This is a genomic window from Haloactinopolyspora alba, from assembly GCF_003014555.1.
Lineage (GTDB): Bacteria > Actinomycetota > Actinomycetes > Jiangellales > Jiangellaceae > Haloactinopolyspora > Haloactinopolyspora alba.
The window spans coordinates 18,027-39,402 of record NZ_PYGE01000015.1; the positions used below are offsets into that span (position 1 = coordinate 18,027).

Consider the following 21,376-nt stretch of genomic DNA (forward strand, 5'->3'; position numbering starts at 1 on the left):
CGGGACGGGCGTGTCCTAGTGCGCGGCGCAGCCCGGGCCGGACTCGACCGCCACCGGCTCGGGAGCGCCGACCGTGGGCATCCCGATCAGCACGCCCGGCGACGCCTCGGACGGCGACGAGTTCGCCCGCTCGTAGGCGTCGCCGGCGCGGGTGCGCCGGACCTCGTAGCGCCCGCCCTGCCGGCCGGAATCGGCGACCAGGTGATGCGGCGCGGCGTAGGTGACGCCGACCGTCACGGTGTCACCAGGACGAATCGCCGTGGCGTCACCATCAGGCACCGCGAAGTGCACCAGCCGGTTGTCCTCGGCCCGCCCGGACAGCCGGTGCGTCTCGCCGTCCTTGCGGCCCTCGCCGTCGGCCACCAGCACCTCGACCTCGCGCCCCACGAACGCCCGGTTCTCTTCCGCGGCGACCTCCTCGACCAGGGCCGTCAGCCGCTGGTAGCGCTCCTTGACCACCTCGGCGGGCACCTGGCCGTCCATCTCGGCGGCCGGCGTGCCCGGGCGCTTGGAGTACTGGAACGTGAACGCCGAGGCGAACCTGGCCTCGCGCACCACGTGCAGGGTCTGCTCGAAGTCGTCGTCGGTCTCGCCGGGGAAGCCGACGATGATGTCGGTGGTGATGGCCGCGTGCGGCATGGCCGCGCGGACTTTCTCGACGATGCCGAGGTAGCGCTCCTGCCGGTACGAGCGCCGCATCGACTTCAACACACTGTCCGAGCCCGACTGCAGCGGCATGTGCAGCTGCGGCATCACCGCCGGTGTCTCGGCCATCGCGGCGATGACGTCGTCGGTGAAGTCGCGCGGGTGCGGGCTGGTGAACCGGACCCGTTCGAGCCCGTCGACGGAGCCGACGGTGCGCAGCAGCTTGCCGAAGGCGTACCGGTCGCCGAACTCGACGCCGTAGGCGTTGACGTTCTGCCCCAGCAGGGTCACTTCGATGACGCCGTCGGCCACCAGCGCCTCGACCTCGGCGAGCACGTCGCCCGGCCGCCGGTCGCGCTCGCGTCCGCGCAGCGCCGGCACGATGCAGAACGTGCAGGTGTTGTTGCACCCGACGCTGACCGCCACCCAGGCCGCGTACGGGCTCTCGCGCCGCGACGGCAGGTTCGACGGGAACGTCTCGAGCGCCTCGGCGATCTCGACCTGCGCCTCCTGCTCGACCCGCGCCCGGTCGAGCAGCGCGGGCAGCGACCCGACGTTGTGCGTGCCGAACACGACGTCCACCCACGGCGCGCGGCGGACGATCTCGCTGCGGTCCTTCTGCGCCAGGCAGCCGCCGACGGCGATCTGCATGCCCGGCGTCTTCTGCTTGACCGACGCGAGGTGGCCGAGGTTGCCGTAGAGCTTGTTGTCGGCGTTCTCACGCACCGCACACGTGTTGAGCACGACTACGTCGGCCTGGCCCCCGTCGTCGGAGCGGGCGTAGCCCGCGTCCTCGAGCAGGCCGGCCAGGCGCTCGGAGTCGTGGACGTTCATCTGGCACCCGTAGGTGCGGACCTGGTACGTGCGCGCATTCATGACCCGACCAGGGTAACGCCGCCGCCGGGCGATCTGCCCGCACGGTCGGCGGGACCGCGCCGCCACCCGTGAGCAGCAGTCGTATCCACTTCGTAACCGTATCCTGTCCCACACCCGCACCTGCCGCGGATAGGTTTCCTGCATGGCCGCGAGCAACCAGTCCGCAGCGGCGCCCACCGGCATGAATGTCGCCGTGGGCGAGCCGCTCGTGCGGATGCACGGTGTCAACAAGTACTTCGGCTCCTTGCACGTGTTACAGGACATCGACCTCACCGTTGACCGCGGTGAGGTCGTGGTGGTCATCGGCCCGTCCGGGTCGGGCAAGTCGACGCTGTGCCGCACCATCAACCGGCTCGAGACCGTCGACTCCGGCACCATCGAGCTCGACGGCCAGCCGCTGCCCGCCGAGGGCAAGGGGCTCGCCCGGCTACGCGCCGACGTCGGCATGGTCTTCCAGGCGTTCAACCTGTTCGCGCACAAGACCGTCCTCGACAACGTCACACTCGGCCCGATCAAAGCCAAAGGCGAGAAGAAGGCCGACGCCGAGCGCCACGCGATGGAGCTGCTCGAGCGTGTCGGCGTGTCGAACCAGGTCAACAAGTACCCGCCGCAGCTCTCCGGTGGACAGCAGCAACGGGTGGCCATCGCCCGTGCGCTGGCCATGCGCCCGAAGGTGATGCTCTTCGACGAGCCCACCTCGGCGCTGGACCCGGAGATGATCAAAGAGGTCCTGGACGTCATGACCGCACTCGCCGAAGAGGGCATGACCATGGTCGTCGTGACGCACGAGATGGGGTTCGCTCGTCGCGCCGCTCACCGCGTGGTGTTCATGGACGAGGGGCAGATCGTCGAGGAGGCCACCCCGGAAGCCTTCTTCACCGACGCCCAGAGCACGCGTGCGCAGGACTTCCTGAGCAAGATCCTGACGCACTGAGGCAACACGACAGCACAAGGGAGTTGATCTGCATCATGGCCACCAGAATTGCGGGCCGCACTCGACGGGCGGCGGTCGCCGCGATGGCGGCCGGCTGTGCGCTCGTCCTGGCCGCGTGCGGCGGTGACGACAGCGAAGGTGCGAACGTCGAGGTCGAGGAGAACCCCGAGTTCCCCGAGGGCAGCACCATGGCCGAGTTCGCCGAAGCCGGCCAGATCGAGATCGGCGTGAAGTTCGACCAGCCCGGTGTGGGCTTCATGGCACCGGGTGCGGACGTTCCCACCGGTTTCGACATCGAGATGGGCAAGATCGTCGCCGGTGCGCTGGGCATCGCTCCCGAGGACATCACCTGGACCGAGACGGTGTCCGACAACCGCGAGCCGTTCCTGCAGCAGGGCACCGTCGACATCGTCATCGCGTCGTACTCCATCACCGAGGAACGGCGCCAGGTCGTCGGCCAGACCGGTCCGTACTACGTGACCGGCCAGCAGATCCTCGTGCGCGAGGAGGACAAGGAGACGATCACCGGTCCGGAGGATCTCGCCCAGGCCAAGACCTGCTCGGTCACCGGGTCGACGTCGCTGTCCAACGTGGTCGACGATTACGGCGCCGAGCCGGTGCCGTTCGACACCTACTCGGACTGTGTCACCCAGCTGCAGAACGGCTCGGTCGACGCGGTCACCACCGACGGCGCCATCCTGCTCGGGTATGCCGCGCAGGCGCCGGACGAGCTCGAGGTCGTCGGCGAGACGTTCAGCGAGGAGCGTTACGGCATCGGCTACCAGAAGGGCGACACCGAGTTCTGCGAGTTCCTGAACGAGACCATCCAGGCGTCGTACGAGGACGGCTCGTGGGCCGAGGCGTTCGAGTCCACGCTCGGCGAGTCCGGCGTCGAGACACCCGAACAGCCCGAACTGGATTCCTGCCAGTAGACCTCACGCGACCCCGCCGGTGCTCAGCACGACTCGAAGCTGAGTCTCTGCTCCGGCGGGGTCGGCACGTCCAAGGAGGACATCCCCCGTGTACCTGTCCGAGCTGACATCGCGACTCGCCGACGGGTTCCTCGTCACGCTGCAGCTGCTCGGCTGGTCGATGCTGATCGCCACGGTGCTGGGCACGGCGCTGGCAGCGATGCGCGTCTCCCCGATCCCGCCGTTGCGCGCCCTCGGGGTCAGCTACGTCAACGTGTTCCGGAACACACCGCTCGTCGTCCTGTTCCTGATCACCGTCGTCGGACTGCCCGAGCTCAACCTGCTGACCGGCAGTTTCTTCTGGCGCGCGGTCACCGCGCTGTCGATGTACACGGCGGCCTTCGTCTGCGAGGTGGTGCGCTCGGGCATCAACACGGTCCAGGTCGGGCAGGCGGAGGCGGCCCGGTCGGTGGGGCTGACGTTCACCCAGACACTGCGCCACGTCGTGCTCCCGCAAGCCTTCCGCAACGTCATCCCACCACTGGCCAGCGTGTACATCGCGCTGACGAAGAACACCTCGGTCGCTTCGGCGTTCGGCATTCTTGATCTGACCTACCAGCTCAGCGACCTGATCGAGGACTTCCCCGGCTCGCTGTACTGGAACTTCATCAGCATCGCGGCCTGCTACATCCTGATCGTGGCGGTCATCTCCGGCGCCGCCGCGTTGTTCGAGCGGCGAGTGGGGGTGTCCCGATGAACTCGGTCATGTTCGACATCCCCGGCCCGGCCGCGCGACGCCGGCAGCTGATCGGCACGATCATCGGCACGCTGGTGGTGGCGGCGATTCTCGGGTGGGTGCTCTGGACTCTGTGGTCCGAGGAGCAGATCACACCAGACCAGTGGGAACCCTTCGGCGAGCCGGACATCATCAGCGCACTGTTCGAAGGGCTGCTCGCCACCCTGCGTGCGGCCGCGGTGGCGATCGTCCTGGCCGTCGTGTTCGGCGCGATCCTGGCGTCAGGGCGGCTGTCCGAACACGCTTGGCTGCGCTGGCCGAGCATCGCGATCATCGAGTTCTTCCGCGCGGTCCCGCTGCTCCTGCTGATCTCGTTCATCTTCCTCGGCTTCGGCTCCACCCTCGGCACGTTCTACTCGCTGGTGCTGGGCTTGATGCTCTACAACGGCTCGGTACTGGCCGAGATCTTCCGGGCCGGCATCCTCGCCGTGCCGAGAGGGCAGACCGAGGCCGGTTATGCCATCGGACTGCGCAAGTCGCAGGTGATGCGCCAGATCCTGGCCCCTCAGGCGGTCGCGTCGATGCTGCCGGCGATCATCAGCCAATGCGTGGTGGCGCTCAAGGACACCGCGCTCGGCTTCGTCATCGGTGCTTCGGGCATCGTGAACACGGGTGAGTCGATCTACATCTCGCCGTTGTACAACAACCCACTCGCGGTCGGTTTCGTCCTGGCCGCGGTGTTCATCGTCATCAACTACTCGTTGAGCAAGCTGGCCACCTGGATCGAAGCACGCCAGCGGCGGGAGGGCCGTTCGGTCGTGCACGTCAACGACACCACCACCGGCCCGGCCGCTGGTGGTATTCATTGAGTTGTCGGTGATCATCAGGCATCTACTCATGCTCCGGCAACAGGAGGTCCCTGATGATCACTGCTCTGTGTCAGCGGGCGCGAACAGCCCGATGTCCGCCGCACATGCGTACCCGTGATGTCCGGCCAGGACCTTCAACCGGACGTCACAGGCGTCCATCGCCGGCCATGTCGCGAACCTGCTCGAGGTGTCGTAGAGCCCACCAGCGACCGGCCGGACTCTACCGAGACCCAGCCTGATCCCTCGGGTTCGACCGTTCCCGAGACGGTCAGCGGGCGAACTCGGTGGAGCGCGACTCACGCACCACCGTGATGCGGATCTGGCCCGGATAGCTCAGCTCTTCCTCGACCTGCTTGGCGATGTCGCGCGCGAGCACCTGGGCCTGGATGTCGTCCACGACGTCGGGCAGCACCATGACCCGCACCTCGCGGCCGGCCTGCATGGCGAAGACCTTCTCGACGCCGTCGTGGCTCATCGAGATCTCTTCGAGCCGCTCGAGCCGCTTGACGTAGGCCTCGAGCGACTCGCGGCGCGCGCCCGGGCGTCCGCCGGAGATGGCGTCGGCGGCCTGGGTCAGCACGGCCTCGACCGTGCGCAGCTCGACCTCGTTGTGGTGCGCCTCGATGGCGTGGATGACGTCGTCGTTCTCGCCGTAGCGCCGGGCGATCTCGGCGCCGATGAGCGCGTGGCTGCCGTCCACCTCGTGCGTCAGGGCCTTGCCGATGTCGTGCAGTAGCGCGCATCGTTTCGCCTGCTTGATGTCCATGCCCAGTTCGCCGGCCATCATGCCGGCCAGGTGCGCGGACTCGATCAGGTGCTTGAGCACGTTCTGACCGTACGAGGTGCGGTACCGCAGCCGGCCGAGCAGGGCGACCAGGTCGGGGTGCATCTCGGTGATGCCGACCTCCACCAGGGCGTCCTCCCCCGCGCGCACGCACAGCCCTTCGACCTCTGCCTTGCTCTTCTCGTACTGCTCCTCGATGCGGTGCGGGTGGATCCGTCCGTCGAGCACCAGTTCCTCGAGCGTGAGCCGGGCGATCTCGCGGCGCACCGGGTCGAAGCAGGACAGCAGCACCGCCTCCGGCGTGTCGTCGATGATCACGTTGACGCCGGTGACCTGCTCGAACGCACGGATGTTCCGGCCCTCGCGGCCGATGATGCGGCCCTTCATCTCGTCGCCGGGCAGGTGCAGCACCGACACGACCGACTCGGCGGTCTGCTCGGAGGCGAGGCGCTGGATGGCCAGGGTGATGATCTCGCGAGCACGTGCCTGGCCGTTCTCGTTCGCGTCGCGCTCGATGTCGCGGACCAGCAGCGCCGCCTCACGCTTGGCCTGTTCCTCGACCGAGGAGACCAGCTCGGCCTTCGCCTGCTCGGCCGTCAGCTCGGCGGTGCGCTCGAGCACCTCACGTCGTTGCGTCTCGAGCTCCTCGAGCTCAGTCGATCGTGCCTCGAGCGCTGCGGCCTTCTCGTCCAGCTCGTGCGCGCGCTCCTCGAGGCTGCGCGTCTCGGTGTCGAGGCGCTGCTCTCGCTCGACCAGGCGCTGCTCGCGCCGTTCCAGGTCGGTGCGCTGGTCCCGCAGGTCGGCGCCCACCTGATCGGAGCGCTGCCGCGCCTCCTCGGCGTCGGAGAGCGCGCGGGCGCGCATCTCCTCGATGTCGGCCTGCGCCTGCGACTTCAGCTCTTCGACGTCGCGGCGCGCCTGGGCCCGCGCCTCGTCGGCATCGTTCTGCGCCGCCGCGCGCAGCCTGGCGGAGTCAGCCTCGACCTGGTCCAACACCTCGGACGACCCACCGGCTGCGCCCATGCCCCGCATCTTCACGAACATGCTGACCAGCGCCACCACCAGTAGCGCAACGATCAACAGCCCGACGACCAGCGTTGCTGTTCCGGTATCCATCGCCCGGCTCCCTCACGTGTCGCTGTCTGCGCACAGACTCATCGCCGGTGGGGAACCGCACCGTGACCGCTCACGCCCTCGACATGAGCCCCGTCCACCACACGTGCTGCAATCGACGGTCAGCGTGACCCTTCCGAGCCCAGCACGGCGTGTCGCCGGGACCGATCATCCCGGACACACCATGAAGGCCGGTGGTCAGCCGGCCTGGGAGTCGTTTCGGTTGTGGGCGTTGCCATGCTGTCTATGTCCGATCCGCAGTCGCGGAGTTGTTCTCCACCTTAGCTGTTGAGGTTACGTAAGGCTGTTCGAGCGGTCAAGGTGACACGTCCACGACGACCGCGTCGATGCGCGACCGAGATCGGGCGGGTCAGTCCTCGTGATCCTCCGCCGGGAGGTCGCCTTCGTCGACCCCCTCGGCGGCCAGCGCTTCACGCACCACGCGATACGACAGCCCGGCGGGATAGCCCTTGCGGGCGAGCATCGACGCCAGCCGCCGGGTGCGCGCGACCGGGTCGAGCCGCCGAGTGCTGGGCAGCCGGCGGGCCACCAGCGCCCGGGCCATCTGTTCCTCCTGCTCGGCCGGCAACGCCTCGACCGCGTCGTCGACGACGGCCGGGTCGACGCCACGTCGGCGCAGCTCGTGGCCGAGCGCCCGTTTCGCCAGCCCTCGGCCGTTGTGGCGCGAGCCGACCCACGCTCGCGCGTACGCGGCGTCGTCGATCAGGCCGACCTCGCTGAACCTGTCGAGGACGTGCGCGCGCACCTCGTCCGGCACGTCCTTCTTCACCATCGCCGCGTCGAGCTGGGCACGCGTCTGCGGCGCGGCGGCGAGCTTCTGGAGCACGATCGAACGCGCCACGCTCTCCGGATCGGCTTCGACGTCGCTCACGCCTGCTCACCCCGCCTCAGAAGTCGACCGGTGCCTCGGCCTCGGCAGCCTCCTGCGGCGCATCGACCTTCGGGCCGACGCCGAGCTTCTCCTTGATCTTCTTCTCGATCTCGTCGGCGAGATCGGGATTGTCCTTGAGGAACTTGCGGGCGTTCTCCTTGCCCTGGCCGAGCTGGTCGCCCTCGTACGTGTACCACGCGCCGGACTTGCGCACGATGCTCTGCTCGACGCCGAGATCGATCAGGCCGCCCTCACGGCTGATGCCCTCGCCGTACAGGATGTCGAACTCGGCCTGCTTGAACGGCGGCGCGACCTTGTTCTTCACGACCTTGACCCGGGTGCGGTTACCGACGGCGTCGCTGCCGTCCTTCAGCGTCTCGATGCGCCGGACGTCGAGCCGGACCGAGGCGTAGAACTTCAGCGCCTTGCCACCGGTGGTGGTCTCGGGGCTGCCGAAGAAGACACCGACCTTCTCGCGGAGCTGGTTGATGAAGACCGCCGTGGTCTTGGACTGGCTCAGCGCACCGGCGATCTTCCGCAGCGCCTGGCTCATCAGCCGGGCCTGCAGCCCGACGTGGCTGTCGCCCATCTCGCCCTCGATCTCGGCGCGGGGGACCAGCGCGGCGACCGAGTCGACGACGATGATGTCGAGCGCGCCCGAGCGGATCAGCGTGTCGGCGATCTCCAGCGCCTGCTCACCCGTGTCCGGCTGGGACACCAGCAGCGCGTCGGTGTCCACCCCCAGCGCCTTGGCGTATTCGGGGTCGAGCGCGTGCTCGGCGTCGATGAACCCGGCGACGCCTCCCGCGCGCTGTGCGTTGGCCACCGCGTGCAGCGCCACCGTCGTCTTACCGCTGCTCTCCGGGCCGTAGACCTCGACGACCCGCCCGCGCGGCAGACCGCCGATGCCGAGGGCGACGTCCAGCGCGATGGTGCCGGACGGGATCACCTCGACCGGTGCCCGCGTCTCCTCTCCCAGACGCATCACCGACCCCTTGCCGAACGAGCGCTCGATCTGAGCGAGCGCGGTGTCGAGCGCCTTCTCGCGATCTGCTGGAACTGCCATGGAAACCACCTGGGGTCGACGGGCCGCGGTGCGACCCTGAGATCGTTTGGTCATCACCCGGGACGTTACGTGGTGCCACCGACAGGTTCGAGGGCCGCGCTCGAGCCTGTGGACAACGCCATGAATCTACGAACGGGACACGACGACACTGTATGCCGAACGGGTGTTCGATCGCGAGCGACACGCCGAGGACCGCCGGGCGGACCGCCCGCTACCGCTCGCTCGGCGCCAGCCGCAACGCCTCGCACACCGCCCGCCACACCACCTTGGTGTCGACGCCGGCGTCCAGCGCCTGGTGCACCGTCCGGCCACCGAGGGAGTCGAGGACGTAGTCCCGCGCCCAGGAGTCCGCGTAGGTGGCGCCGAGATGGTGCTCCATCCGCTCCCAGAAATCAGTCAACCGCACCCGTCCAGTATCCACGGCTCCCGGCTGTCGGAGGTAGCGGCCATCATGGGTGGATGGGTGATGTCCTCGAACTGTTCGGCCCGGCCACCCGCGCGTGGTTCGCGGACGCGTTCGCGGCTCCCACGCCCGCGCAGGAGGGCGCCTGGCGGGCGGTGGCCGCCGACAACAGCGCCCTCGTCGTCGCGCCCACCGGCTCGGGCAAGACGCTCGCCGCGTTCCTGTGGGCACTCGACCGGCTGGCCACCCGCCCGCCCGACGACGGCAAGCGGCGCTGCCGGGTGCTGTACGTCTCACCGCTCAAGGCGCTCACGGTCGACGTCGAGCGCAACCTGCGGGCGCCGCTGACCGGCATCGCCCGCGCGGGCGAGCGGCTCGGCACCCCGGCTCCGGACGTCACCGTCGGCCTGCGCACCGGGGACACGCCGGCCGACGAGCGCCGCCGGTTCGCGCGCACCCCGCCGGACATCCTCATCACCACGCCGGAGTCGCTGTTCCTGCTGCTCACCTCGCAGGCACGAGAGTCGCTGCGCGATGTCGAGACGGTCATCGTGGACGAGGTTCACGCGGTCGCCGGCAGCAAGCGCGGCGCGCACCTCGCGCTGTCGCTCGAGCGCCTCGACGCCCTGCTCCCGCGGCCCGCACAGCGCATCGGGCTGTCGGCGACGGTGCGTCCGGTCGACGAGGTCGCCGGCTTCCTGGGAGGCTCGCGCCCGGTCGAGGTCGTGGCGCCCGAGAGCAGCAAACGCTGGGACCTGCGCGTCGTCGTCCCCGTCCCGGACCTCGACGAGCTCGGCACCGCCCCCGCTGCGTCGTCGCCGCAAGCGCCCGGCGACGACGGCGACGGCGCCCCGGACGCCGTCGCGTCCATCTGGCCGCACGTCGAGCGCCGCGTCGCCGACCTCATCCAGCAGCACACGTCCACCCTCGTCTTCGCCAACTCGCGCCGGCTGGCCGAGCGGCTGACCGCGCGGCTGAACGAGCTCGCGACCGAAGACGCCGGCGCCGATTCCGACGATTCCGATTCCGCCCCCGCCCGATCCGCCGGCGCCCATCCCCCGGCCGAGATGATGGCGCAGGCGGGCAGCAGCTCCGGCGCCGGGGCGGTGCTGGCGCGGGCCCATCACGGGTCGGTCAGCAAAGAGCAGCGGGCACTGATCGAGGACGACCTCAAGTCCGGGCGGTTGCCCGCGGTCGTGGCCACCAGCAGCCTCGAACTGGGCATCGACATGGGCGCGGTCGACCTCGTCGTGCAGGTCGAGGCGCCGCCGTCGGTGGCCAGCGGGCTGCAGCGGGTCGGCCGGGCCGGGCACCAGGTCGGCGCCGTGTCCGCGGGTGTGCTGTTCCCCAAGTACCGCGGCGACCTCGTCCAGACCGCCGTCGTCACCGAGCGGATGCGCGCCGGCGAGATCGAGCAGCTGTCGGTTCCGCGCAACCCGCTGGACGTGCTCGCCCAGCAGGTGGTCGCGATCGTCGCCATGGACGACACACCGGTGGACGAGTTGCTCACCCTGGTCCGGCGCGCGCGCCCGTTCGCCACGCTGCCGCAGTCGTCCTACGACGCGGTCCTCGACATGCTCGCGGGGCGCTACCCCTCGGACGAGTTCGCCGAGCTGCGCCCGCGGGTGGTGTGGGACCGCACCGCCGGAGTCCTGCGCGCCCGGCCGGGCAGCCAGCGGCTGGCCGTCACCAGCGGTGGCACCATCCCCGACCGCGGCCTGTTCGGGGTGTTCCTGGTCGGGTCCGACCCCAGCAGAGGCGGCGCCCGGGTCGGCGAGCTCGACGAGGAGATGGTCTACGAGTCCAGGGTCGGCGACGTCTTCGCGCTCGGCACCACCAGCTGGCGCATCGAGGACATCACCCACGACCGGGTGCTGGTCTCCCCCGCGCCGGGCCGCCCGGGCAAGCTGCCCTTCTGGCACGGCGACACGCTGGGCCGGCCCGCCGAGCTCGGCGCCGCGGTCGGCGGGTTCGTCCGCGAGATCACCGCACTGGGCGACGACGACGCCCGTGCGCGTGCCCACGAGGCGGGACTGGACGACTGGGCCGTCGACAACCTGCTGGCCTACGTGCGTGAGCAACGCAGCACCACCGGGCACGTGCCCGACGACCGCACGCTGGTCGTCGAGCGCTTCCGCGACGAGCTCGGCGACTGGCGGCTGGTGGTGCACTCGCCGTACGGGGCGCAGGTGCACGCCCCGTGGGCGCTGGCGCTGGGCGCCCGGCTGCGCGAGCGCTACGGCGTCGACGTGCAGGCGGCCCACGCCGACGACGGCATCGTCCTGCGCATCCCGGACACCATGGACGTCGCCGACGTCGACGCGCCCGGCACCACCGAGGCTCCGGACGCCGGCCTGGTCGTTCTCGACCCCGACGAGCTGGACGAGCTGGTCACCACCGAGGTCGGCAACTCCGCACTGTTCGCCTCCCGGTTCCGCGAGTGCGCCGCCCGGGCGCTGTTGCTCCCGCGGCGCACCCCGGGCAAGCGTTCACCGCTGTGGCAGCAGCGACAGCGGTCCGCCCAGCTGCTCCAGGTGGCGTCGAAGTTCGGCTCGTTCCCCATGCTGCTCGAGACCATGCGCGAGTGTCTGCAGGACGTCTACGACCTCGAGGGGTTGCGCAGCGTCATGCGCGACGTCGCCGCCCGCACCATCAAGGTGGTCGAGGTCGAGACCGCGCAGCCGTCGCCGTTCGCCCGCTCGCTGCTGTTCGGCTACGTCGCGTCGTTCATGTACGAGGGCGACTCGCCGCTGGCCGAGCGCCGTGCCCAGGCGCTCACGCTGGACTCCGCGCTGCTCGCCGAGCTGCTGGGCCGCACCGAGTTGCGTGAGCTGCTCGACCCCGACGTGGTCGAGCGCACCGAGGCCGAGCTGCAGCGGCTCACCGACGACCGGCGCGCCACCGACGCCGAGGCCGTCGCCGACCTGCTACGCCTGCTCGGGCCGCTGAGCGGCGCCGAGGTCGCCGCGAGGTGCGCCGACGGCGTCGATGCCGAGACGCTGCTGAGCACGCTCGGGCGGGCGCGCCGGGCGATGGTCGTCCGGATGGGCGGGCACGAGGTGTGGTCAGCGGTCGAGGACGGCGCGCGGCTGCGCGACGCGCTGGGGGTGGCGGTCCCGGGCGGTGTGCACGACGCGTTCCTCGAACCCGTCCCCGATCCGCTCGGTGATCTGATCGCCCGTTACGCCCGCACCCACGGCCCGTTCCGGCCGGAGGAACCGGCCCAGCGGTTCGGCCTGGGGGTCGCCGTGGTGACGTCCACGCTGCGCCGCCTCGCGGCCGAGGGCCGGGTGGTCGAAGGCGAGCTCCGCCCCGGGGGCTTCGGCACCGACTGGTGCGATCAGGGGGTGCTGCGGCTGCTCCGGCGCCGGTCGCTGGCCGCGCTGCGCCAGGAGGCCGAGCCGGTCGACGCCGCGACGCTCGGCCGGTTCCTGCCCGCGTGGCAGTCGGTGGGCAGCTCGCTGCGCGGCCCGGACGGCGTGCTGCGGGTGGTGGAGCAGCTCGCCGGCGCCGCCGTGCCGGCCAGCGCCCTCGAGAGCCTGATCCTGCCGGCGCGGGTGGCCGACTACTCGCCCGCGTGGATGGACGAGCTGACCACCGCCGGCGAGGTGGTCTGGTCCGGGCACGGCCGTCTGCCGGGCACCGACGGCTGGGTGTCGCTGCATGCGGCCGACGCCGCGCCGCTGACCCTCCCCGACCTCGACGGCGAGCCCGACGACGCCCTGCAGCGCGCTCTGCTCGACACGCTGAGCGGCGGCGGCGCGTACTTCTACCGCCAGCTCGCCGACGCGGCCACCGGCGGCAGCGAGCCCGGGGCCGGACCGGACGAGCAGGCGCTCACGGCCACGCTGTGGGAGCTCGTCTGGGCCGGGCTGGTCACCAACGACACCCTCGCCCCGCTGCGCGCCCTGCTGTCCGGTACCCGGACGGCGCATCGGTCCCGGCAGTCGCGCCCCCGGTCGCGCTACACGCGCGGGCGCGCGGCCGCCCGGCCACGGTCCGGCCCGCCCGCCGCGGCCGGGCGGTGGTCGCTGCTGCCCGAACGTGATCCCGACGTCACCCGCCGCGCCCATGCCGCCGCGGAGACGATGCTCGACCGGCACGGCGTCGTCACCCGCGGTGCGGTGACCGCCGAGCGGATGCCCGGCGGCTTCGCGGCCGCCTATCGCGTGCTGTCCGCGTTCGAGGACACCGGCCGCGCCCGGCGCGGGTACTTCGTCGCCGGCCTCGGCGCCGCGCAGTTCGGCACACCCGGGTCGGTCGACCGGCTGCGCTCGTTCGCGCGCCCCACCGACACGTCCGTCGAACCGAGCGCGGTCGTGCTGGCCGCCACCGACCCGGCCAACCCGTACGGCGCGGCGCTGCCCTGGCCGGAACGCGACGGCACCGGTCACCGTCCGGGCCGCAAGGCCGGCGCGCTGGTCGTCCTGGTCGACGGCGATCTCGCCCTCTACGTGGAACGCGGCGGACGCACGCTGCTGTCCTGGACCGACTCGCCCGAACACCTGCGCGCAGCGGCCGACGCCCTCGCCCTGGCGGTCCGCGAGGGCGCGCTGGGCTCGCTGCGGGTGGAACGGGCGGACGGCGAACAGGTCACCGCCACGCCACTGGGAGAGGCACTGACCGCGGCAGGCTTCCACCTGTCCCCCCGCGGCCTGCGGCTGCGGCACTGAGCACGTGACACGGTGGGTAGCTAGCCGGCGAACGTGACCACCGCGGTCAGGCCGGTCGTCTGCGTTCCGCGCTGCCAGCCGTAGGAGTAGGTGACGTCCACGCCGTCGACCACGACGCGCTGCGGCTCGTCCGAACGCACCGCCACGACCAGACTGTCACCTTCGTCGAGCCGGGCTCCGGCGACCTCGCCATGCGACATGCAGTACTCGTCCAGCGAGTCCCGGCCGCGAGCCGTCCCGAACGAGCCGTCGTGACATGCGAGCACGTCGACCTCGGTGCCGTCGGCGGCCTTGACGATCCGCGGCTGTGCGGAGTGCACGGTCACCGTTCCGTCGCCCACCTGCTGCGGCACGACGAGAACACCGGCCAGAGCAACCGTGCCGGTCTCGTCACGGATGGTGAGCGTGCTGCCTTGGCCTCCGAACAGCTCCGGGCTGCGCCACCACCACGTCAGCACGCCCAGGACCAGCACGACCAGAACGACGACGACCCGGAACCAGAGCGACCGCCGCACCGCGGTGGCTGCGGGCGGTGAAGTCGCGGGAGATTCCGGTGCTGCCGGCGACATGAGCTGATCGTACGGCGGCGTCGCTGCGTTGTCACCGGTGACGAACGCGCGTGACGGTACGGAACGTCAGCCGAGGACGTCGCCGGGACGTGCGTACCGGCGGTCGACGTGGATCAGCGCGGCGCGATCACCGGCGTCCGTCGTCGCTCGCACCACCCGGCCGAGCGCGATGGTGTGATCACCCGCGTCGAGCCAGTCGTACGGCTCGCATTCGAGCGCGGCGACACCCGACGTGAGAACCAGCTCGCCGTGCACGGCCCGCCGGGTGGGCCAGCCGGTGAAGTCGTCGCGGTCGCCGGGTGCTCTGCTGCGCGCTCCGTACCGCGCCAGTTCGACCTGATCGTCGGCGAGCATGCTCAGCGACCAGCCGTCCGCGACGAACAACGCGTCGTGCACGAAGCCGTCCTTCTTCACGCACACGAGCGCGAGCGGCGGATCCAGCGACACCGACGAGACGGCCGTCACCGTCAACCCGCAGTCACGCCCGATCGGATCGAGCGTTGTGAGCAACGCCACACCGCCGGCCAGGCGCGCGACCGCCTCACGGAAGTCCGCGGCCGGTCGCTGGGCAGGGCGGGAGGATGTCGGGAAACCGGGCACGTCACGTGGACCGGAAGCGGACGTCGTCACGACCGGACCGGCACGTCGACGAATTCAGGCTTGCCAGGAACCGACGATGTGGCGGGCAACTCCGGTACGTGTCAGCCGACCTCGACGACGTCGCGCAGGACGGCGTCCTCGCGCGGACGCAGTTCCGTCAGCGCGCCGACCGCAGCCGCCTCGACCCGCATCATCTCGTCGCTGACCTCGCGCAACACCTCGGACATCGGTAGGTCGAGCGCTTCGCAGATCGCCGCGAGCAGTTCCGACGAAGCCTCCTTACGGCCACGCTCGACCTCGGACAGGTATCCCAGGCTCACGCGAGCCGCCGCCGAGATCTCGCGGAGAGTTTGCCCTTGCTCGACCCGGCGCCGCCGTAGGACGTCGCCGACGAGCCGTCTGATGAGAACCACCGGCTACTCCTCTCGCGATCCTCTCGACCGTATGCCTGTCACCACCGTACCCCGCACCGTGCGTGTCCGCGGTGTCCGCCCCGCCCGTTGTGAATCGCTTCACCGTCGTCCGGAGTCTTGGTTCGGCTGTCCGTCCCAACGCGCGGACGTCAGCCGGAATTCCCGGCGGCCGCGGTGGCGAGCAGACCGATCGCGATCTCGACGGTCCGGCGGCGGACGGCGTCGCGGTCTCCGGTCAACCGGTCGGCGTCCGCGCACGAGCGGAGCACGACACCCTCGGGCGAGGCCAGCGCCACGTGCACGGTGCCGGGCCGGTGCCCGTCCTGTGGCTCCGGTCCGGCCACGCCGGTGGTGGCGACGCCGACGTCGGCGCCGAGCCGGTGCCGTACGCCGTCCGCCATCGCGCGGGCGACCTCGGCCGAGACCGGGCCCTCGCGATCCAGCACCGCGGGCTCGACACCCGCCAGCGCGGTCTTCAGGTCGGTCGCGTAGACCACGACCCCGCCGCGGACCACGGCCGAGGCGCCCGGCACGGACGTCAGCGCCGCACACACCAGACCGCCGGTCAGCGACTCGGCCGCCGCCACGGTGCGCCCGGCCACGCTCAACGAGCGCACGGCCGCCGTCGCCGGTTCCAAGCCGGTCACGACGCGTCCCTCGCGCCACCGCTCCCCCGGCGCACCGCCGAGACCACGTAGTCGACACCGGTGACCACGGTCACGATCAGCGCCAACGCCATCGCCACCGCCTCCACCGGATCGAACGCCGCCGGCAGCGGCAGCACGTACAGCCCCAGCGCAACCGCCTGCAGAGTCGTCTTGACCTTGCCGCCCCGGCTCGCCGGGATGATCCCGCGCCGGATGACGGCGATGCGCAGCAGCGTGATGCCCCACTCACGGGCCAGCACGACCAACGTGACCCACCACGGCAGCTCGTCCACGATCGACAGGCCCACGAAGGCCATGCCGGTCAGTGCCTTGTCCGCGATCGGGTCGGCGATCTTGCCGACGTCGGTGACCATGCCGCGCTTGCGTGCCAGGTCGCCGTCGATGCGGTCGGTCGTCATGGCGACCGCGAACACCACGAACGCCGCCACCCGGGCGCCGTCGTCAGCGCCGCCGTCGTACAGCAGGAGCCACCCGAACACCGGCACCAGAACGATTCGCACGGCGGTCAGCGCGTTCGCGAGGTTCCACGCGCTCGGCGTCCCGTGCATCGACGGGTCGTGGCTCTGGTCGGACACCAGGCAAAGGTATCCGCCCGCGGCGGGCCTCCACCATCGTCACGGCATACGCGGGCACACCGGCCGCGTGCGCCGGGCGCGTAGCTACTCGCCGCGAAGCGTCGTCAGGACCTCTTCGAGGTCGTCCGGTTTGATCAGCACGTCACGTGCCTTGGACCCCTCGGACGGCCCCACGACACCCCGCGTCTCCATCAGGTCCATGAGCCGGCCGGCCTTGGCGAACCCGACCCGCAGCTTGCGCTGCAACATGGACGTCGAGCCGAACTGGGTGTTCACGACCAGCTCGACAGCCTGGCACAGCACGTCGAGATCGTCGCCGATGTCCTCGTCGACCTCACGCTTGGCCTGCTGCGGCGCGGTGACGTCCTCGCGGTAGTCCGGCTCGAGCTGCTCCTTGCAGTGCGACACGACCGCGTCGATCTCGGACTCGTTGACCCATGCGCCCTGGACCCGGATCGTCTTGCTGGCGCCCATCGGCAGGAACAGCCCGTCGCCCTGCCCGACCAGCTTCTCCGCTCCGGGCTGGTCGAGGATGACGCGCGAGTCCGCCAGCGACGACGTCGCGAACGCCAGCCGGGACGGCACGTTCGCCTTGATCAGCCCGGTGACGACGTCGACCGACGGCCGCTGGGTGGCCAGCACCAGGTGGATGCCCGCCGCACGGGCGAGCTGCGTGATGCGCACGACCGCGTCCTCGACGTCGCGCGGCGCGACCATCATCAGGTCGGCCAGCTCGTCGACGATGACCAGCAGGTACGGGTACGGCGACAGGGTGCGCTCGCTGCCCTCCGGCGCCTTGACCTGCCCGGCGCGGACCGCCTTGTTGAAGTCGTCGATGTGCCGGAAACCGAACTGGGCGAGGTCGTCGTAGCGCATGTCCATCTCGCGCACGACCCACTGCAGCGCCTCGGCAGCCTTCTTCGGGCTGGTGATGATCGGTGTGATCAGGTGTGGGATGCCCTCGTAGGCGGACAGTTCGACCCGCTTCGGATCGACCATGATCAGCCGGACCTCGTCCGGTGTCGCGCGCATCAGCACCGACGTGATCATCGAGTTGACGAAGCTCGACTTACCCGAACCGGTGGCACCGGCGACCAGCAGGTGCGGCATCTTGGCGAGGTTCGTGACGACGAACCCGCCCTCGACGTCCTTGCCCAGCCCGGCGACCATCGGGTGGTGGTCCTTGCGCGCCACCGGTGAACGCAGCACGTCACCGAGGCTGACGATCTCCTTGTCGGTGTTCGGGATCTCGATGCCGATGGCCGACTTGCCCGGGATGGGCGACAGGATCCGCACCTCGGCGCTGGCGACCGCGTACGAGATGTTCTTGCTCAGCGCCGTGACACGCTCGACCTTGACGCCCGTGCCGAGCTCGACCTCGTAGCGGGTGACCGTCGGGCCGCGGGTGTATCCGCTGACGATGGCGTCGATCTTGAACTGCTCGAAGACGCCCATCAGGGACTCGACGATCGCATCCGACGCGGCGGAGCGCGCCTTGTGCGGGCTGCCCTGCCGCATCAGGTCACTGGACGGCAGCGCGTAGGTGATGTCGCCGGAAAGAGCGAGCTGCTCGACGCGTTGCGGCAGCGGCGAGTGCGGCGGCGGCTCGCTGCTCGCGGCGTCGTCGCCGGACTTCTTCTTCCCCTTGCCCTTGCCGGCCCCGGCCGCCTGCGCGTCGTCCTCGGCAGCCGGCCCGGGGACCGTGGGCGTCTCGTCCTCGGCCGCCACGGCGGGCTTCTTCTTCGGCTTCTCGCGCAGCACCGGCGAGTCGTACGGCTCGTCGTCGGTGGGGTCGACCGAGGCGCTACGGCGTCGCTGCCGCTTGGTGGCGCCGGGCTGTTCGGCGGTGTCGTCGAGGCGTTCGTCACGGCGGAACCCGAGCCACGCGGCGACCCGCTCGGCCCCCGCGCTGAGCTGGTCGGTGACCTCGTAGAGCGGAATGCCGGTGACCACCAGGACCCCGAACAACGTCAGCAGCACCAACAGCGGCGCCGCCACCCACACCGTCAGCAGGTCGGCCAGGATGGTCGAGGACACGTAGCCGACGGCACCGCCGGCACGCTGCAGGGCCTCGGCGCCGTCGACGGTGCGGGGCATGCCGCCGGCGATGTGTGCCAGCCCGAGCGTGCCCAGCGCGAGACAGACCCAGCCGATGACCTGCCGCCCGCCCGGACCGTTGCGCGCGGGGTGGCGCAGTGTGCGCCAGGCCATCATGACCAGCAGGATCGGCATGACGTAGGCACCGGTGCCGATGGCACCCGCCAGCGCACCGTAGATCGCATCGTAGACGGCGCCGTCGAGCGTCCACCACACCGACGCCGCGACGATGACGGCGGTGCCGATCATCGCCAGGCCCAGCCCGTCGCGGCGCTGCTCCGCCTCCAGCCCTCGGGCGGTCTTGCCGATGCTGCGGGTGATGCCGCCGACGACGTGGGCGACGGCCATCCAGATACCGGCGATCGCCTTGCCGATGCCGCGGAAGAACTGCGACATCAGCCCCGGCGGCGGGGCCGGCGGCGGAGGCGGCGGGGTGGGTGCGGGTGCGCGGCTCTTCCGGCCGCGAGCCGGGGCACGCTTCTTGCTCGTCGTACCCGAGGAGCTTCGCGACCGAGACGGTGCTGTTCGGGTCGCCATAGTGATCACAGTACAACCGACACACTTGCATCTTCCGTCACACGAGCCCCGGCGTGGCGGACGAGGTCAGCCCGACGGTCGATGGTATTCGGCGGCGCGTCGGACACGCTCGAGGTGCCGGTCCCACCACTCGGCGTCGCCGATGTCGTCGTGGTCGGCGCCGGGCCTGCCGTCGATCAGCTCGCGGACGATGTCGGCATGCCCGGCGTGCTGTGCGGTCTCGGCGACCACCCGGACGAGCAGCGAGCCGAGTGTGGTGTCCCGCCGCCCCTGCGGCCACCAGGGCACGTGTGCCGGCGCGTCCGGGCCCAGCGTCTCGACCGACTCGTCCGAGTGCTGCCAGGCGCGGCGGTACAGCGCGACCAGGTCGTCGCGGGACTCGTCGGCCGCCGCCCACATGTCCGCGCTGTCCCAGATCGACTCGTCCTCGACCCACGGCAGCCGGACCGGCGAGGGCCGGCCCACGCAGTCGCCGAGATACCCCAGCTCGACCCCGGCCAGATGCTTGACCAGCCCGATCAGGTTGGTGGCGGTGGGCGTCATGGGCCGGCGCACGTCGTACTCGGACAGCCCGTCGAGCGATGCGAGCACGCCGTCACGCGCCTGTTGAAGATAGCGGTGCAGGTCATCGGTGATTGTCGGCTGCTGGGCCGGTCCGTCGGTCATGGCACGCACGCTAGACCACGGCACCGACAACGTCGCCGTTCCCGCCTTCACCGGCATACTGGTCGGCGTGCATCGGTGCCCGCGACGGACGGAGACACGGCGATGAGCGGCGGGGACGACGAACGCGACGGTGTGCGGCTCACCAACCTCGACCAGCCGCTGTTCGACGGGGCCGAGGCCACCAAGCGCGACCTCGTCGACTACCTGGACGCGCTGCACGAGCGGATGCTCGCCGAGCTGCGCGGGCGGCCGCTGACGGTGCAGCGGGTGTTGCGCGGGCAGCAGCCGTTCATGCAGAAGAACCTGCCGAAGTACGCGCCGTCGTGGATCCCGACCGTGCGGCTGTGGGCGGAGACGTCCAAGCGCGAGGTCGCCTATCCGTTGTGCGACGACCGACGCACGCTGCTGTGGTTCGCCAACCAGCGCGCCGTGGAGTACCACCCCACGCTGGTCCGCGCCGACGGCTGGCAGTACCCGACCCATCTCGTGCTGGATCTCGATCCGCCGCGTCCCGACGCGTTCGGCCAGGTCGTGCGGGCCGCACGGCTGGTCCGGCAGGCGCTGGCCGCCGCCGGCCTCGACGGTGCCGTCAAGACCAGCGGCGCGAAGGGCGTGCACGTGTTCGTGCCGCTCGAACCGGATGTGCCCGCCGACGACGTCGCCGCCGCGACCCGCGCGCTCGCGGCCCGGGCCGAGCGCATCGACCCTGCCGTCGCCACCACGGCGTTCATCCGCGCCGACCGCGCGGACAAGGTCTTCCTCGACTCCACCCGCGCCGGCGGCGCCACCGTCGTCGCGGCCTACAGCCCTCGGGCGCGTCCCGGCACACCGGTGTCGTTCCCGGTGGCCTGGGACGACCTCGACGACGTCGACCCGGCGGAGTTCACGCTGCGCACCGCGCTCGCACGGCTCGGTGACGAGGACCCGTGGGCCGAGCGGATGCCCGCGCCGCAGCGGCTCGGCTCCGACCTGGTCGAGGAGGGACACGCCATCCCGGTCGCACGGGTGCAGGCGATGCACGAGGGCAAACGACGCGCCCGCGCCCGCCGCGCCGCCGAAGCAGAGGCTGAGGCCGAGGCAGAGCCAGAGGCAGTGGCAGAGACCGAGACGACGTGACGCCGATCCGTCGCATCCCTGGACGCGTCCGTCGCATCCCTGGGCGCGTCCGTCGCATCCCTGGGCGCGTGACGATCAGGTGACACGACGACCGGCGGGAAGCACCGAGCGTCACCTGATCATCCGCCGTCCACGATGCAGACATGATCAGGTGCCGACGTGCCACGTCCCTCGTGCTCCGGCGTCACCTGATCGCCGTCGCGCTGATGATCAGGTGACGAAATGGTGATCAG

The 21,376-nt window shown here is 70.9% G+C and carries 17 protein-coding genes and 1 pseudogene; 6 read left to right on the plus strand and 12 right to left on the minus strand.

Features of this window, described 5'->3' with window-relative positions; genetic code table 11:
- Window positions 1–15 precede the first annotated feature (15 nt).
- Entirely contained in the window at window positions 16–1,521 is a 1,506-nt protein-coding gene (gene miaB, locus CLV30_RS18225) for a tRNA (N6-isopentenyl adenosine(37)-C2)-methylthiotransferase MiaB (protein ID WP_106538667.1), read from the minus strand.
- A gap of 142 nt (window positions 1,522–1,663) precedes the next feature.
- On the opposite strand from miaB, the gene CLV30_RS18230 reads away from it, so the two are divergent.
- The 4 genes from CLV30_RS18230 to CLV30_RS18245 all read left to right on the plus strand — a co-directional run bounded on the left by CLV30_RS18230 (window position 1,664) and on the right by CLV30_RS18245 (window position 4,971).
- Window positions 1,664–2,455 (plus strand): amino acid ABC transporter ATP-binding protein, encoded by a 792-nt coding sequence (locus CLV30_RS18230; protein ID WP_338068488.1) that lies wholly within the window; start codon window positions 1,664–1,666, stop codon window positions 2,453–2,455.
- Window positions 2,456–2,490: 35 nt separating this feature from the next.
- Window positions 2,491–3,387 carry a glutamate ABC transporter substrate-binding protein gene (locus CLV30_RS18235; protein WP_106538668.1) on the plus strand — a complete coding sequence of 299 codons (897 nt, stop codon included), beginning with the start codon at window positions 2,491–2,493 and terminating at the stop codon, window positions 3,385–3,387.
- A gap of 88 nt (window positions 3,388–3,475) precedes the next feature.
- Window positions 3,476–4,123, plus strand: coding sequence for an amino acid ABC transporter permease (locus CLV30_RS18240; protein ID WP_106538669.1), 648 nt, complete (start codon window positions 3,476–3,478; stop codon window positions 4,121–4,123).
- Complete coding sequence (locus tag CLV30_RS18245; protein WP_106538670.1) at window positions 4,120–4,971, plus strand: amino acid ABC transporter permease; 852 nt, start codon at window positions 4,120–4,122, stop codon at window positions 4,969–4,971. The genes CLV30_RS18240 and CLV30_RS18245 overlap by 4 nt, the downstream gene beginning before the upstream one ends.
- Before the next feature lie 268 nt (window positions 4,972–5,239).
- Here CLV30_RS18245 and rny read toward each other — a convergent pair whose 3' ends face one another.
- From rny to CLV30_RS18265, 4 genes are all read right to left on the minus strand, one after another.
- Entirely contained in the window at window positions 5,240–6,871 is a 1,632-nt protein-coding gene (gene rny, locus CLV30_RS18250) for a ribonuclease Y (protein WP_165358513.1), read from the minus strand.
- A 367-nt stretch (window positions 6,872–7,238) separates the two neighbouring features.
- Window positions 7,239–7,760, minus strand: a complete 522-nt coding sequence (locus tag CLV30_RS18255; protein WP_205740599.1) for a regulatory protein RecX — start codon at window positions 7,758–7,760, stop codon at window positions 7,239–7,241.
- Between the two features lie 16 nt (window positions 7,761–7,776).
- Window positions 7,777–8,826 (minus strand): recombinase RecA, encoded by a 1,050-nt coding sequence (gene recA / locus CLV30_RS18260; protein ID WP_106538671.1) that lies wholly within the window; start codon window positions 8,824–8,826, stop codon window positions 7,777–7,779.
- Window positions 8,827–9,037: 211 nt separating this feature from the next.
- Window positions 9,038–9,232 (minus strand): DUF3046 domain-containing protein, encoded by a 195-nt coding sequence (locus tag CLV30_RS18265; RefSeq protein WP_106538672.1) that lies wholly within the window; start codon window positions 9,230–9,232, stop codon window positions 9,038–9,040.
- Between the two features lie 53 nt (window positions 9,233–9,285).
- Here CLV30_RS18265 and CLV30_RS18270 point away from each other — a divergent pair, with 53 nt between their 5' ends.
- On the plus strand, window positions 9,286–13,902 hold the full coding sequence (locus tag CLV30_RS18270) for an ATP-dependent helicase (protein WP_106538673.1): 4,617 nt from the start codon (window positions 9,286–9,288) through the stop codon (window positions 13,900–13,902).
- A 20-nt stretch (window positions 13,903–13,922) separates the two neighbouring features.
- On the opposite strand, the gene CLV30_RS18275 is transcribed toward CLV30_RS18270, so the two are convergent.
- The 7 genes and pseudogenes from CLV30_RS18275 to CLV30_RS18305 form a co-directional block, all read right to left on the minus strand.
- Entirely contained in the window at window positions 13,923–14,471 is a 549-nt protein-coding gene (locus CLV30_RS18275; RefSeq protein WP_129710908.1) for a hypothetical protein, read from the minus strand.
- Between the two features lie 66 nt (window positions 14,472–14,537).
- On the minus strand, window positions 14,538–15,101 hold the full coding sequence (locus CLV30_RS18280) for a flavin reductase family protein (RefSeq protein ID WP_165358514.1): 564 nt from the start codon (window positions 15,099–15,101) through the stop codon (window positions 14,538–14,540).
- A 113-nt stretch (window positions 15,102–15,214) separates the two neighbouring features.
- A pseudogene (locus CLV30_RS27600) lies at window positions 15,215–15,484 on the minus strand (helix-turn-helix domain-containing protein); the annotation flags it as partial.
- A gap of 149 nt (window positions 15,485–15,633) precedes the next feature.
- Entirely contained in the window at window positions 15,634–16,131 is a 498-nt protein-coding gene (locus CLV30_RS18290; protein WP_106538677.1) for a CinA family protein, read from the minus strand.
- Window positions 16,128–16,727 (minus strand): CDP-diacylglycerol--glycerol-3-phosphate 3-phosphatidyltransferase, encoded by a 600-nt coding sequence (gene pgsA, locus CLV30_RS18295; RefSeq protein ID WP_240723207.1) that lies wholly within the window; start codon window positions 16,725–16,727, stop codon window positions 16,128–16,130. Before pgsA ends, CLV30_RS18290 begins: the two co-directional genes overlap by 4 nt.
- Window positions 16,728–16,811: 84 nt before the next feature.
- The gene (locus tag CLV30_RS18300; protein ID WP_106538678.1) at window positions 16,812–19,361 is read right to left on the minus strand and encodes an FtsK/SpoIIIE family DNA translocase; all 2,550 of its coding nucleotides are present in this window, start codon (window positions 19,359–19,361) and stop codon (window positions 16,812–16,814) included.
- Between the two features lie 66 nt (window positions 19,362–19,427).
- Window positions 19,428–20,027 carry a DinB family protein gene (locus CLV30_RS18305; protein WP_106538679.1) on the minus strand — a complete coding sequence of 200 codons (600 nt, stop codon included), beginning with the start codon at window positions 20,025–20,027 and terminating at the stop codon, window positions 19,428–19,430.
- A 102-nt stretch (window positions 20,028–20,129) separates the two neighbouring features.
- On the opposite strand from CLV30_RS18305, the gene ligD reads away from it, so the two are divergent.
- The gene (gene ligD / locus CLV30_RS26620; RefSeq protein ID WP_106538680.1) at window positions 20,130–21,143 is read left to right on the plus strand and encodes a non-homologous end-joining DNA ligase; all 1,014 of its coding nucleotides are present in this window, start codon (window positions 20,130–20,132) and stop codon (window positions 21,141–21,143) included.
- The last annotated feature ends 233 nt before the right edge of the window (window positions 21,144–21,376 follow it).

Bases quoted from the DNA above. Each gene is read 5' to 3' on its own strand.
- CLV30_RS18270 (WP_106538673.1), top strand. From the start codon at position 9,286: ATGGGTGATGTCCTCGAACTGTTCGGCCCGGCCACCCGCGCGTGGTTC.
- ligD (WP_106538680.1), top strand. From the start codon at position 20,130: ATGAGCGGCGGGGACGACGAACGCGACGGTGTGCGGCTCACCAACCTC.
- CLV30_RS18300 (WP_106538678.1), bottom strand. From the start codon at position 19,361: ATGGCGACCCGAACAGCACCGTCTCGGTCGCGAAGCTCCTCGGGTACG.
- CLV30_RS18230 (WP_338068488.1), top strand. From the start codon at position 1,664: ATGGCCGCGAGCAACCAGTCCGCAGCGGCGCCCACCGGCATGAATGTC.
- rny (WP_165358513.1), bottom strand. From the start codon at position 6,871: ATGGATACCGGAACAGCAACGCTGGTCGTCGGGCTGTTGATCGTTGCG.
- CLV30_RS18235 (WP_106538668.1), top strand. From the start codon at position 2,491: ATGGCCACCAGAATTGCGGGCCGCACTCGACGGGCGGCGGTCGCCGCG.
- CLV30_RS18245 (WP_106538670.1), top strand. From the start codon at position 4,120: ATGAACTCGGTCATGTTCGACATCCCCGGCCCGGCCGCGCGACGCCGG.
- miaB (WP_106538667.1), bottom strand. From the start codon at position 1,521: ATGAATGCGCGCACGTACCAGGTCCGCACCTACGGGTGCCAGATGAAC.
- CLV30_RS18275 (WP_129710908.1), bottom strand. From the start codon at position 14,471: ATGTCGCCGGCAGCACCGGAATCTCCCGCGACTTCACCGCCCGCAGCC.
- CLV30_RS18305 (WP_106538679.1), bottom strand. From the start codon at position 20,027: ATGACCGACGGACCGGCCCAGCAGCCGACAATCACCGATGACCTGCAC.
- recA (WP_106538671.1), bottom strand. From the start codon at position 8,826: ATGGCAGTTCCAGCAGATCGCGAGAAGGCGCTCGACACCGCGCTCGCT.